This is a genomic window from Saprospiraceae bacterium, from assembly GCA_016715965.1.
Lineage (GTDB): Bacteria > Bacteroidota > Bacteroidia > Chitinophagales > Saprospiraceae > Vicinibacter.
The window spans coordinates 1,289,448-1,303,892 of record JADJXG010000001.1 but is presented as its reverse complement, the minus strand read 5'-3'; the positions used below and the strand labels follow the sequence as shown (position 1 = coordinate 1,303,892).

The following is a 14,445-nucleotide window of genomic DNA, read 5'->3' as shown; positions in this document are numbered from 1 at the left end:
CCCGAAAAAAACACACCATTCAAAAAAACATCTGGTACGCTACTCCCCAAGTCAACTTGGGGACGCCAGGTCCCGAAAAAACACACCATTTAAAAAAACATCTGGTACGCTACTCCCCAAGTCCACTTGGGGACGCCACGTCCCGAAAAAACACACCATTCAAAAAAACATCTAGTACGCTACTCCCCAAGTCAACTTGGGGAAGCCAGGTCCCGAAAAAACACACCATTCAAAAAAACATCTGGTACGCTACTCCCCAAGTCCACTTGGGGACGCCAGGTCCCGAAAAAAACACACCATTCAAAAAAACATCTGGTACGCTACTCCCCAAGTCAACTTGGGGACGCCAGGTCCCGAAAAAAACACACCATTCAAAAAAACATCTGGTACGCTACTCCCCAAGTCAACTTGGGGACGCCAGGTCCCGAAAAAACACACCATTCAAAAAAACATCTGGTACGCTACTCCCCAAGTCCACTTGGGGACGCCAGGTCCCGAAAAAAACACACCATTCAAAAAAACATCTGGTACGCTACTCCCCAAGTCCACTTGGGGACGCCACGTCCCGAAAAAAACACACCATTCAAAAAAACATCTGGTACGCTACTCCCCAAGTCCACTTGGGGACGCCACGTCCCGAAAAAACACACCATTTAAAAAAACATCTGGTACGCTACTCCCCAAGTCCACTTGGGGACGCCACGTCCCGAAAAAAACACACCATTCAAAAAAACATCTGGTACGCTACTCCCCAAGTCCACTTGGGGACGCCACGTCCCGAAAAAAACACACCATTTAAAAAAACATCTGGTACGCTACTCCCCAAGTCAACTTGGGGACGCCACGTCCCGAAAGTATCCACATAAAACAATCTAGCGCGCTGCTCCCTCATCATATCTGAGAATGCAAGGTCATAAAAGTTATGTAAACGGTAACCACAAAAAACCGAGTATTTCAAAATTAAGTCAGAGGCAAAGATAAAAAAATACCGTTGCAGAGCCCTTGTTGAAAAATAAAATCACCGGATTAGAGTCACATCGCCATATTGCTTGTGCAAACCTCCGAGTTTATCCTCCCACACCACCAAGTAAACAAATACGCCAGGCTTCACTAGTTCTGATTGAAAGCTACCATCCCAACCTAAATGAGGAATATTGGGAGTGAAATTATTTAACTCATACATTCGCTCTCCCCAGCGATCATAAATGCTAAAGTGCTGAATCATTTTGACATCAGGGTTGGAAAACACGCTGACCAAATCATTTATACCATCGCCATTGGGAGAAAAAACGTTGGGAATATAAATCTCTCCGGTGCTGATGATTTCCAAGACCAGGTAGTGAATGGAATCACATAAATCTTTTGATCGCAGGGAGGCTTGATAAAATCCACTGTGTTCATATTTTGTGTTATTGACAGACCAGGTGTATCGATCAATGGTGCAAATGGTGTCATAAAACTGATATTCAGGCAGAATTTCAAGAAACAGAGTGTGGGTCGAATCACAACCATCCATTGTGTTCGACTGATAAAAATACCGTCCACCCCGATCGTACAAAACGCCATTTACAGGCCAAAAGAATTCACCACATTCTCGAACAGTGTCCATAAAAAAATACTCCGGTAAAATGCTTAACTGAACCAATATCGTAGAATCGCAACCATTCATATCAGGAAATGGGGATAACAAACGGTCAGATTTATGATTTTCATGAAAAGTATGACCATGGATGACCACGGATTGTCGGGGACAGGTTACAGTGTCTAAAATGGATGCAGACTTTGGATAAAAATGAAGTTGAACATTGAGTATTGAATCACATCCGAACTGATTGGCACTGTTCAGCACAATTGGACCTGAATTTGTATTGACATCAAAGACCTGATTGTGAATCTGCACAAATGATCCCTCGCAGGTAAATGTATCGAGTTTAAAATTTGATGTTGGAAGAAAACTCAATCTGACATGAAGAATCGAATCACAGCCCAATTGATTTTTTTGCAATAACAAAATGGTATCTTCCACATGATTTACATCATAAGTTCGATCATGTAAAACAAGTTTGTGACCCTGGCACACAGAAGTATCAAGCACCGCCAAAGAAGAAGGAATAAATTTAAGATGGATAATAATTACAGAATCGCAGCCGAATTGATTTGCAATTGGAAGAATCACAGTATCAGAGGGATTGTTTTCGTCAAATATTTTTTGGTGCAGAATTAATTTTGATCCGGCACAAATGGAAGTATCCAGCACAAATTGACTCACGGGTTGCGTGGTCAGATGAATTACAAGGGTTGAATCACAGCCATACTGGTTGGACGCAATTAACAAAATGCTGTCTTGTAAATTGTCCTTATCAAATCTTTTGCCATGAATCATTAAGAATCCGCCTTCACAAACGGTCGTATCAATCCTTGAATTGGAGGGTTCGAGAATTTCAATTTTGACGAAAAGGCTTGAATCACAATCGAACAGACCCTTACCAGGAAACACGATGTTGCCATCACTTTTCTCTTTGGAAAACCATTCATTACCAATTTGTATAGAATCCCCCGCGCACAAAGGAATGATTAGAGTATCTAATTTCAGATTGGCACAAGAAACCAAACCAAAGTCTAGCGAAAAATCATTTTCCCCATCTTTTCCGGTGAAGTATGGCAGAATAATTTTTTCTTGTGAAGGTGTCAGAATTGAATCGATTTTATTTGCATCCGAATCATTTTCTTTGTTTCCAAAGTTCATCCTGTTGTGCAAGATGCTTGTAGAATAAGGGATGCTGTTCAAAAATAATTTCCCATTGTTATAACTGCTGTCGCGGCCCAGTTGAAGATAATATTGACTGGACGGAAACAAAGATTTAAACAGGTACAGACCAGAGATATCGGTGACGCTTTCAGAGACCAGAGTTCCTGTACTATCAAGCAAGAGAACCGGTAAACCAATAATAGGGTCTTCGCCGGGATCCTGTAACCCATCTGCATCGCGGTCCAACCAGATATAATTACCAATGGAAACGCCAATCCCTTCTTGCGTTGAGGAGCCATTCAATATTTCGATATCACCCAATCCGGAAGATTTGCCAAAAGTACCCCTCTCTCCGGTGAACAGGTTGTAGTTTAATCTTTTTGTACCCAAAGAATTGTCGATTTGACTCCATCCATTGGACCAGATATTGGCAGGATCCATCATGGTGGATAAAATGGTGTTATAGCTCGGGTGTAAAGCCAGTGCCCCCTGGGCACTTTCCTGATGACTAAAAAATCCATCTTCGTAATAATATTCACCCCCACAGATTCCCTGACCATTGTTAGCCCCTCTGGTGGTGTAAAAACCGGCAGTGGCGTTTTTTTCCAGTAAAAATTCATCCTTGAGTTTGAATAGTTTTAAATTATCACCACCGGAAAAGGCAATGTATGCAATAGGATCAGTTCTGCGTGTTCCAAAATCACGACCGCCAGATTGGTATCCAAAACGATCACCAAGTGCCAGAATTAAATTTCCTTCGGAATCAAATTCGATGTCAGACAAGACAGGCACAGGTCCACATACTACATCACCACCCTTGTAAAAATTGTAAAAATGATTTGACCAGGGTCTAAAGGATCCGCAGAGGTTTCCTTCAAGGAATCCCTTTTGATAATGCAGATCAAATCGCAACAACTCATCAAACTGATCATTGGCAAAAGTGAGCACCACAGCTTTCATGTCTGAATCCACGCCGGTGGACTCTGCAGAACAAACACCCCCAAGGTACAATTTGCCATGCGCAAATTTAAGTCCCCAGGGTCTCCAATCCGAAGACTGATTGCAACCAGGATCAGGTATCGATATTTCCTGAATCCGATCTGCTGTAATAGGCAATGAAATGGGATTGCCAATTGCAATACGGACCAAAGACCTGTTGTACATGTTTACAACAAATAATGTGTCTCCACTGGTATTGAGATCCATATCACCCAAGCCCCATTTGCCCACCAAATCGAAAACAAGGGAATCATGTGATCCGTCCAGGGGATTTACGGGCAAATTTCTTATAAGCATGGATTCTGGTCCAGTCAGAATTCCAAAGCTGTCCAGATTCAGAAAGAGTGAGGTGTTTCCATAATAACGGAATCCCGGAACAGGGTTAGGAATGGGTAAAAAACTACTCAAATCAGTCAGATAAATGGCGCCAAGTCCGTGTGGTCCCAAAGAGGCGTTCCGCTTTAAAAAGGCGGCAGAAAACAAAGACTTTGTTTCTTTTTGAAACGCAAGCCCCCAGATAGATCCAGTTTCTCCAGCACTTGCAAGAAAATGATTGCCATTGGGTCCAAGCCTTGGACCACCATTGGTTGTGTTGAACAAATTCGCTACAATGGTAGGATTGTTGAAGGATGAATGCGTTGGTTGGGTGGCATCCCCTTTAGAAAACATTGCGGTTGCAATCCATGGATTTTCTTCAATTAGGTTCTGCCTGGAAAAAATGCCCAAATCTGCTCTACAATCACCGACCTGCGTTTTTTGAGTTCTGGTTTTATTATCCGGTCCCGGATTAGAATCATAAAGATCTTGAGAAACCTGATATTCTACTCTCACTTTCCTTCCAATCGGCAGGTTTTGAATGGCCCAATATCCGTTAGTTTTTGAGCTGGTAGAACTCAGTAAATTTTTGCTGTCATCGTAAATCCTGACTTCAATATTTGGAATTCCTATTTCAGAACTTTCTTGTGTCCCATTGTTGTTAAAATCCTGAAAAACCTTACCACCCAGCGTTTGGACTCCTGAACAAACCGGAGGATCACAAGGACCCGGAAAATTAAGTTGTACAGGATTGGCCAAACAGCCAGATCCTGTGAAATATGCCTCTACCATTTGATTACTTCCATCGGGGTCTAGTATAAACTGTACATAAGGAGGACATGCTTTTTCAAATGGATCGAATAATTTGGTTTGGCCGTTGACTTTAACTTCTATCAAGGAATTGGTAGGCGGGTTGGTCCAGCTCAGAAAAACTGCAAGGATGAATTTGGATTGATTATTTGTTCGGACACCATATTCACAATCGCCAATAACCAATTTATCAATGGACAGACCACAGGTTGCTGACGATTTGAAAGAATTCAAGCAATGAGAAGAAAGACCAGACAAAGTTTCAAAACGCAGGCACAAATAGAAAAATACTGCAAATGCAAGCAAATGGGGAGAAAACAGGATGGCTTGTTTTCTTGACATAATCTAAAGGATGGATTAGACCACCTGTTTGTTTAATTCGCAGGATCCTGCCATCCAAGATGCAAACCTAACCAATTCTTTTAAGAATCGCCATTGGAATTAAAAAGACTCAAATCAAAGGCTTTGATGTCTTTCTTGGTTAACTCAACTCTTTCTGAAATAAAATTTGTGTGAAAATATTCTACAGACTGTTGGTGGTAAAGTAATAAAAACAAACTACCTCTTCAGAAGAAGATTCATTCCCATTTTGAGAAGATCATCTGAAATTTTGCCATCATTGTTGGAATCAAGTAATTTTCCAAAAATACCATAGCCACTGTTTTGTTGTTGTGTTTGTTGTACTGTCTGACCGAGCACTTGCTGAACATTGGCCGGATTGATTTGCTGTGCAGATTTTGCTTTTCCCAACAATCCCATTACCACCGGTGCGATCAGTCCCATTAGCTTTAGGACTGTCGGTAGATCCAACTTAAAAACCTGGCTGATGCCATTGGCTACATTTTGTTGTTTAAAACCAAGAATATGACCCAGGATTCCGCCGGCGTTAAAAGCCGGAGTTGATGGAACAGAATTGCCCATATTTATAAAACCGGCGAGGTTGTCCAAAATACTACCGTCGTGATTTTTATCCAAAGCATTGAGCAAACTACCGGCCCCTTCAGAGGATGCACTGTTGTTGGACATGCCTTGCATCAGCGTGGTCATAATACTTTTCGCGGCAGCAATACCTTGGTGTTGATCTTGAATACCAGCTTGAGAAGCCAGATTGGCCAGGGTTTCATCTGGTAAATACTTTGAGAGCAATTGATTTAAGTCCATTTTGATTATTTTGTGAATGGGTTAAACAATTGATGACCTTAAAAGATTTTTAAATCAGAAATTTTTAACGATTAGTTTTGTGCGTATGAGAAAAAAACTTTTCCTTATCGCTATTTGTATCCCGTTATTGGCGACGGCACAAAAGTATGGATATACCATAAAGGGGGGTACAGGTTTGGCCACCCAAAGATGGCAAGGAGGGAGTGGTGGCAGAAGTCCTGTACTCGCGCACCATGGAGCACTTGGGATCGATTTTGAATCAGAGGGAGGAAACGTGATTTATGGGCAATTGGGGTATCATATCCGAGGTTCAGGCGAGCGCGTACTGCGTTTTTTTGATATTCACGGCAATGATTTTCCGGGCGGTTTTTTTGGGATGAAATTTCATAACATTGCTTTGGAAGCCGGCATGAAAAAATTTTTTCTAAAGCAACAGCTCAAAGCTTATTACGGTATTGGGATCAGGACGGAATATACGGCCAAAAAACAAATGCAATTTTTTTATCAGCAATATGAGCCTTTCGTCCAAAAATTTAACTATGGTTTCAATGTCAGGGTCGGAACTGAAATTGAATTTGGAAAATTTACCATGGGCGGATTGGAAGTCAACGTAGCACCGGATATATCCAGACAAATCTGGGTTCGGGGAGTCCGATTTATTGACCCAAGAACCAATATGGTTAGTCCGCAAAGCGAGCAAAGCATCAGAAACCTCACCATTGAAATCAGTCTCTATCTTCGGTTTCTTCAAATCATAGAATACATCGACTAGGCGGATAAACGGAAGGTGTAAGGGCTAAATTAAATAAAAGCAATATATTTGCAGCCTTATTTTAAAAAAATGGCTTACTTATTTACATCAGAGTCCGTATCAGAGGGACACCCAGACAAAGTTGCAGATCAAATTTCGGATGCATTGATTGATCATTTTCTCGCTTTTGACAAAGAGTCCAAAGTGGCGTGTGAGACCCTTGTTACCACAGGTCAAGTGGTCGTTGCAGGTGAGGTAAAAACCAAAACCTACCTCGACATTCATAAAATTGTCAGAGGAGTGATTGAAGACATCGGATATACGAAAAGTGAATACATGTTTGAGGCCAACAGTTGTGGAATTCTTTCTGCCATTCACGAACAGTCTGCTGATATCAACCGAGGAGTGGACCGGAAGAAGAAAATAGATCAGGGAGCGGGAGATCAGGGCATGATGTTTGGCTATGCCAACAATGAAACAGCCAATTTCATGCCATTGCCATTAACCATTGCGCACATGCTATTAGAGGAATTGGCAAAGATCAGAAAAGATGGAAGGCAGATGACCTATTTGAGACCAGATGCAAAAAGTCAGGTAACCATCGAGTACAGCGATGACAACAGACCCCAAAGAATTGACAGTATTGTAATTTCTACCCAACACGATGAATTTGTCAAACCAGGCAAAGCGGTCAATGCACAGGACAGGGCAGACAAACAGATGTTGGGTAAAATTGCCGAAGATGTAAAGACCATCCTGATTCCTCGGGTGAAAAGAAGATTGCCCACAAGCATACAGAAATTATTTAATGAATATATCACCTACCATATAAACCCTACCGGGAAGTTCGTGATTGGTGGTCCTCATGGAGATACGGGATTAACAGGTCGAAAAATCATTGTGGACACTTATGGTGGCAAAGGAGCGCATGGCGGCGGAGCTTTTTCCGGAAAAGATCCGTCCAAAGTGGATCGTTCTGCGGCGTATGCCACCCGTCACATTGCCAAGAACATGGTAGCAGCTGGCATTTGTTCCGAAGTGCTGGTGCAAGTATCTTATGCAATCGGAGTTGCAAAGCCCTGTGGTTTGTACATCAATACCTTTGGAAGCTCAAAATTGAAAATGTCGGATGGCGCGATTGCAAAGAAGATCGAAAAAATGTTTGATTTGAGACCTTTTGCCATCGAACAAAGACTTAAATTGCGCAATCCAATCTACCGTGAAACTGCAGCCTATGGCCACATGGGTCGTGAAAATCAAGTGGTGGAAAAAACCTTTGTCTCTCCGGAAGGAAAGGTTAAAAAAATGAAAGTAGAACTCTTTACCTGGGAGAAACTTGATATGGTCAAGCCCCTGCGCAAAGCGTTTGGCATAAAATAAGATTTATCGTCTCTAAACGAAACTGTCAATAATGTCCTATACCGGACTAGTGTCTCTGATCATCCCATGTCACAATGAGGAAAAGGTCATCCCAGAAACCTATAGGAGGATCAGAGCACTTAAAGACAGTTTCGGTCTTCAGCTTGACCTTGTATTTATCAATGACGGAAGCATGGATCAGACTGCTTCGATTCTGGATCATATAGCGGCAGCGGATGACTCAGTTACGGTATTGCATTTTTCAAGAAATTTTGGCCATCAACCCGCAATTTCAGCAGGAATTCATGAATGCAAAGGGGATTATGCAATCATCCTTGATGCAGATCTTCAGGATCCGCCGGAAAAAATACCGGATATGTTGGAGCTGGCCCTTAAAGAGAATGCAGATGTGGTGTATGGCGTTCGCCTAAAAAGATCCGGAGAAAGTTGGTTTAAAAAAACAACGGCGGAAATTTATTACCGACTTCTCAACCGTATTTCTGAGGTGGCTCTACCACTGGACACGGGAGATTTTCGACTGATCAGCAGACGCGTCATTGAACAGTTTAATGGACTCAAAGAAAAAAACAAATACATCCGAGGGTTGGTGAGTTGGGTGGGTTACAAGCAAATTCCATTTCATTACGAAAGGGAAGCCCGATTTGCCGGACATACCCATTTCTCTTGGTGGAAAATGATCAGTTTTGCTTTGAGAGGAATGACGTATTTTTCAAAAAAACCCTTGCAATTGGCGACGAACATCGGACTGTTTTGTGTTTTTGTGGGTCTTGGTTTGGTGGCCTATGTTTTGGTGTCGAAGTATTACTACCATCAAGTCGTGGGAGGCTGGTCCTCCTTGCTGATAACCATTGTATTTTTTGGCGGCATACAATTGTTGAGTATAGGTTTGCTCGGACAATATCTCGGAAGTATTTTTGATGAAGTCAAAGGCAGGCCGGAGTACATAGTGGAGAGGAAGACAAGCAAAAAGTAAGCTTGATAAGATATTCTCTCAAATGATCCAATAGAGATTCTATTACCATCAAAAATGGCTTCAAAATGAATTCTTTGCATTTTATTTGATTCGTCAGCATATGACAACAAAGGCTCCTTATCAAAAGCCCTCCTTTTATTGCCAATTATACCATCATGACGATCTTAAATGTATTATTCTGGGTTTAATTAAAGCTCGGTGTATTTTTTATTTGAACCCCTGGATCGATCAATAGGGTATTTCAGTTCGTTGCTTTTTAATTTTTCAAAAATTAATTCTTTTACGTCAAAGTCATATTTGTCCGCAATTAAAAATGCGGCATAAAAGACATCTGCAAGTTCATTTTTTACTTTTTCCTTATTTGCTTCCTCAGAATTCTTCCACAAAAAGAGTTCGAGTAGTTCTGCGGATTCAATATTTAAGCAAATAGCAAGATTTTTTGCATCGTGAAATTGTTCCCAATCTCTTTCGTCACGAAATCTTTTTATTCTTTCAATAATTTCGCCGATTTCAGATTTCATCCTTTGTAAATATTTGAATTGTGCCATTCAATAAAATTGATATTTGGTCGATCGATGGACCTGTCTGGAAGAACCGATAAGGTGTTACCGTGGTATTGATCCTATTCTTTACCATTGTGAAACTCTTCTTTTATTCTTGAACTTACCTCAACTTTTAGATCCTTTGTTAATGGCATTTATCGGACTTTTTAATTTGAATAAGAAAGGAGCGCCGGCTTGCAAAACTTTGAAACTAACATTTCCTCCTGGTTGCCAAAAATTAATATCCTCTGGATTGATAGCACTTAAATACCTGAACCAACTTAGATCCGTAACACCTAAATAGAATATCATAGTTGTTGACCCTTTGTAAAAAGTGAAATTCTTTGTTCCATATTTTGGATCAAAATTGTTTGCAGCCTATAGTGGCCATTTGACGCATAAAATTTTTAAAGGGTTACATAATCAATAACAGAATTTCAAACTTACGAAACCACCATCCCCTTGCACTCACCAAATCCAATTCTGTAACCATTGCCCCGGGCAAAGGCCTTCAACTCCAATTCGTCGCCATCCTGTAGAAAAACCCGCGTGCTTCCATCGGGAAGTGCAATGGGTTTAGTGCCCTTCCAGGCAAGCTCCAGCATCGATCCGTAGGAATCAGGTGTGGGTCCGGATATGGTTCCCGATGCACAAATATCACCAATGCGCATGTTGCATCCATTGACAGTATGGTGGGCCAATTGCTGAAACATGCTCCAGTATAAATACTTTGTATTTGAGTGTGAAATCGGATGTCCATTGAGAAGGACCTCCAATTCGATGTTGTAATTGTTTTTTCCAGCTTGATGAAGATACTCCAAAATTGGAGGATTTTGATCAGGACCTGAAACCATAAAAGGTTCCAGTGCATCGAGGTCGATCAGCCACGGAGAGACCGTGCTGCAAAAATTTTTACCTAGAAAAGGGCCAAGTGGCACATATTCCCATTTTTGAATGTCACGAGCGGACCAGTCGTTGAATAAGATGAGTCCATGAATGTATTCTTTGGTTTTGGAAATCGGAATTGGATGTGCCAACTCATTTCCTTGTCCGATGACAAATGCCATTTCCAATTCAAAATCGAGTTGTCTTGATTTGGAATAAATGGGAGCTTCTCCTTCCTTTGTCACAATCTGACCTGCCGGCCGCACAACGGGAGTTCCACTCACCACAATGGAAGACGCACGGCCATGATATCCAACAGGAATGTGAAGCCAGTTGGGTAGCAAAGCATTGGCTGGATCCCGAAACATGATGCCGACGTTGGTGGCGTGTTCTTTGCTGCTGTAAAAATCTGTATAATCTCCACAATGTACAGGAAGATGAAGCTTCACCTGATGTAAAGGAATCAAACTTTTTTCAAACTCACTTCGGTGATGGTTTTGAATTGAAAAAACCTCCGACAGATATCTTCTGATTCCCCTTAATTTTTCTTTGCCTAGGGTCAATAGAGGATTTAGCTGGTCGTTCGTAAAAAATGAATTTGAAATCCCCAGGGCTTCTGACAAACCGGTAAGTGTGGATAGATCTATTATCTGATCTCCGATAATCGAACCAATTCTTTTTGGATTTTGCTGATGGGAAAAAACTCCTAGGGGTAAATTCTGGATTGGAAAATCTGTATTTTCGGAATACTGAATCCAGGATTTTAAGTCTGGGTCGATGACCAGTGCTTTGTATGTTTGATTCATGATGCTTGAAATACTTTTTCAAAAAATTCATTGACGGTACCGAGGGCAACAATTTTAATTCCGGAAGATTTTAAAGCGTCGGTTTTTCCATTGTATTTTGAGATGCAGATTGCTTTAAACCCCAGTCTTTCTGCTTCCTGAATTCTAAGATCGACCCGACTAATGGCTCTGATTTCTCCTGACAAACCCACCTCTCCGGCAAAACAAATTTGTCGATGGAGTGGGTGATCCTGTAAGGAAGAAATGAGCGAAGCAATGACAGCCAAGTCCAAACCCGGATCATGTATGCGAATTCCTCCTGCCAGATTTAAAAACACATCCTGCATACCCAGGCTAAAACCACAGCGTTTTTCGAGGACTGCCAAAAGCATGGCAAGTCTTCTTTGATCAAAACCGGTGGCAACCCTTTGTGGATTGCCATAGACTGAGGGACCAATAAGTGCTTGCGTTTCTATCAAAAGAGGCCGAAGTCCTTCAACCGTACAAGCCACAGCACTGCCACTGAGCCTCTCGCTGTGTTGAGAAAGCAATAATTCACTTGGATTGCTGACGGGATGCAATCCGTCTTCCTCCATCTGATACATGCTCAGTTCGTCGGTACTTCCGAAGCGATTTTTGAGGGTGCGCAAAATGCGAAAACTATGATGCCTGTCTCCTTCAAACTGCAAAACGGTGTCCACAGTGTGCTCCAAAATTTTCGGACCTGCAATATCACCTTCTTTGTTGATGTGACCAATGATGATGACCGGTGTAGAAGTTTCTTTGGCATAGCGCACCAGCTCGTTCGTGCATTCGCGGATTTGGCTGATGGTGCCCGGTGAAGAGTCCACATCGGCAGAGACAATGGTTTGGATCGAATCCACAATGATTAATCCTGCTTCCAGCTTTGTGGCTTCAACGAGGATTAGATCCACTCTTGTTTCAGAAAACAGAAACACTCCCGACTGATTTTTCTGGATGCGGTTGGCCCGGAGTTTTATTTGTTCTTCGCTTTCTTCACCGGAGACATATAGCACTTTACCCATGTTCGACTGCATGGCCATTTGTAAGAGAAGGGTGGATTTTCCAATTCCGGGTTGACCTGCAATCAAAGTAACTGATCCACGGACCAGACCACCGCCAAGAACACGATTGAGTTCCGGATCACAGGTATCTTTTCTGCTGATTTGTCCAGCATGGACATCCTCCAATGCAGTCGATGCAGAGAGAGCTTGTTTGCTGGTTTTTCTCCATATCTGAGAGGTATCCAAATCCGTACCTGAATTTTTTTTCTCGATGACTTCTTCTACAAAACTGTTCCAACTGCCACAGGAATTGCAATGACCCATCCATTTTGGAACCTGATTGCCGCAGGAATTACAGACGTATATGGTTTTAAGTTTTGCCAAGTAGGAAAAGAGATGTTTGAGGATGCAAATTAAGTTTATTTATTCCAATTGGAAAATGGAAGCAGACTCAATGGTGCTCAGATGGTTTTTTTTCCAACAAGGCTGTAAACCGCCGTTGTATAAAAATCACTTAACCAGGGAATTCTAAGCCATGACTTCAACAAACGCGGCTTTAATCCGAATTTGGTCTCATAGTTTGGGTTGATGAAATAATGGCTTTCCTTTAGGATCTGAAATTGTGCATGATGGATGCATTGGTGAAAACGTCGAATGCTGATTCCAGTTTCTTTCACTTCAAGCAAGGCATCCATTAGTGCCTTTGATTCTCCAAAAAATTTGCAAAGACCCATGTATAGAAAATTTGGCAACAAATGGAAATAAGGCAACTTCGACAAATATTTGCTTCTGCAAACTTGCTGATGTCCGCCAAAAGGCATGCGCCAAGGGGGGAATCCAAAAAACAAAACAGCATCAGGAGCCATAAATTGCTGGATGTATTTCATAAATCTTGCCTGATCTGGAATATGTTCGATGACATCCCTCAAAAAAATGATGTCAAAGGCAGGCAAATCAGATGGTTTTACTTCATAAATGTCTGAGGAAATCAGGTTTAATCGATTGCGCTGTGGATGATCTTGAAAATATTTTTGTGCGAGACGAATTTGTTCTGCACTGATATCAATTCCGGTAACAAGACAGCCTTTGTTTAAAAACGGAAGGAGATTGCCTCCCTCGCCACAACCTACTTCCAGAATTTTTGAATCATCGCTTATCTTTTTAATCTGCTCAATATAGGGTATGACAAATTTTTCCGTGGTAATTCCCTGTTCTCTGAAATATTGCTCCCTGTCGGCGTGTCTATCTTGCATAATCGATTTTTTGAGAAAAAGCAAAGGTAAACAGATCAAAAGAAAATGAATGGAAGGAACTTAGACCAATAAAAAAGGCCTCATGTGAGGCCTTTTGTCTTTTTTCTTAGAAGAAACGGGAAATTACTTACCCATTGCTTTTTCTTTGTACATGTTGTAAAGTCCCATTGCAGCTTCTTTGGTAGCAGCAGCAGTGCTTTTCCATGTTTCTGCGGCAGTGTTTGCGCCTGTAATGGCTTCATTCAAAGAATTGATTTTTGCCATAACATCACCAGTAAGGTTACCTGCTTTTAAGCCAGCGCTCAAGCTGTCAACATCAGCAGTCATTGCAGTCCATTTTTCATTGAATGCATTGATTTCAGTGGTTAAAGCACCCAATCCCTGAACTTGTGCAGTGTAAGAATTTTTCAAACTATCCAACATTGTAGTTGCATCTGCAGCCAATTTAGTACCTGGAGCAACAACCATGCTGTCAGTCATTGAAGTAAGACCGCTGATGGTATTGTTTACTTCAGCGCTAACTTCACCAACCATGGTGGCTGTTTTGGCCCAATCAGCTACCAAGGTTTCGATTGGAGCACGGAATTGATCTGCGTTTTTGCAAGCAAATACGAAAAGAACGAACGTGGAAAGAATAACTAAGTTTTTCATTTTTTATGTTTTTATAAATTTTCCACAAAGGTAAGATGACCAAATTTTGTGCATGTTAAGCCTGATTAATCTTTCGTCAATGCTTCGTTAATCACAAAATTAAGAAGGCATTAACGAATATATATTTGAAAAAAAAGACTTTATAAATATTTAAACAAATTATATA

At 41.4% G+C, this 14,445-nt stretch carries 10 protein-coding genes; 3 read left to right on the top strand and 7 right to left on the bottom strand.

Going from position 1 to position 14,445, the window contains the following annotated elements; translation table 11 throughout:
• Positions 1 to 1,018: 1,018 nt before the first annotated feature.
• Positions 1,019 to 5,215: a gliding motility-associated C-terminal domain-containing protein gene (locus IPM48_04790; protein MBK9270892.1), complete on the bottom strand. Its 4,197-nt coding sequence runs from the start codon at positions 5,213 to 5,215 to the stop codon at positions 1,019 to 1,021.
• A gap of 216 nt (positions 5,216 to 5,431) precedes the next feature.
• Entirely contained in the window at positions 5,432 to 6,034 is a 603-nt protein-coding gene (locus IPM48_04785; protein ID MBK9270891.1) for a DUF937 domain-containing protein, read from the bottom strand.
• An 85-nt stretch (positions 6,035 to 6,119) separates the two neighbouring features.
• Here IPM48_04785 and IPM48_04780 point away from each other — a divergent pair, with 85 nt between their 5' ends.
• From IPM48_04780 to IPM48_04770, 3 genes are all read left to right on the top strand, one after another.
• Entirely contained in the window at positions 6,120 to 6,806 is a 687-nt protein-coding gene (locus IPM48_04780) for a hypothetical protein (protein ID MBK9270890.1), read from the top strand.
• 69 nt (positions 6,807 to 6,875) lie between these two features.
• Positions 6,876 to 8,165, top strand: a complete 1,290-nt coding sequence (locus IPM48_04775; GenBank protein ID MBK9270889.1) for a methionine adenosyltransferase — start codon at positions 6,876 to 6,878, stop codon at positions 8,163 to 8,165.
• Positions 8,166 to 8,196: 31 nt separating this feature from the next.
• Positions 8,197 to 9,138, top strand: coding sequence for a glycosyltransferase family 2 protein (locus tag IPM48_04770; protein ID MBK9270888.1), 942 nt, complete (start codon positions 8,197 to 8,199; stop codon positions 9,136 to 9,138).
• A gap of 188 nt (positions 9,139 to 9,326) precedes the next feature.
• Here the strand turns inward: IPM48_04770 and IPM48_04765 are convergent, their stop codons facing one another.
• From IPM48_04765 to IPM48_04745, 5 genes are all read right to left on the bottom strand, one after another.
• Positions 9,327 to 9,659, bottom strand: a complete 333-nt coding sequence (locus IPM48_04765; protein ID MBK9270887.1) for a nucleotide pyrophosphohydrolase — start codon at positions 9,657 to 9,659, stop codon at positions 9,327 to 9,329.
• A gap of 464 nt (positions 9,660 to 10,123) precedes the next feature.
• Positions 10,124 to 11,371, bottom strand: coding sequence for a fumarylacetoacetase (gene fahA / locus IPM48_04760; protein MBK9270886.1), 1,248 nt, complete (start codon positions 11,369 to 11,371; stop codon positions 10,124 to 10,126).
• A complete protein-coding gene (gene radA, locus IPM48_04755) occupies positions 11,368 to 12,759 on the bottom strand; it encodes a DNA repair protein RadA (protein MBK9270885.1) in 1,392 nt (463 codons plus the stop codon). Before radA ends, fahA begins: the two co-directional genes overlap by 4 nt.
• Positions 12,760 to 12,836: 77 nt before the next feature.
• Positions 12,837 to 13,628: a class I SAM-dependent methyltransferase gene (locus IPM48_04750; protein ID MBK9270884.1), complete on the bottom strand. Its 792-nt coding sequence runs from the start codon at positions 13,626 to 13,628 to the stop codon at positions 12,837 to 12,839.
• 123 nt (positions 13,629 to 13,751) lie between these two features.
• A complete protein-coding gene (locus tag IPM48_04745; protein MBK9270883.1) occupies positions 13,752 to 14,279 on the bottom strand; it encodes a hypothetical protein in 528 nt (175 codons plus the stop codon).
• Positions 14,280 to 14,445: the final 166 nt, after the last annotated feature.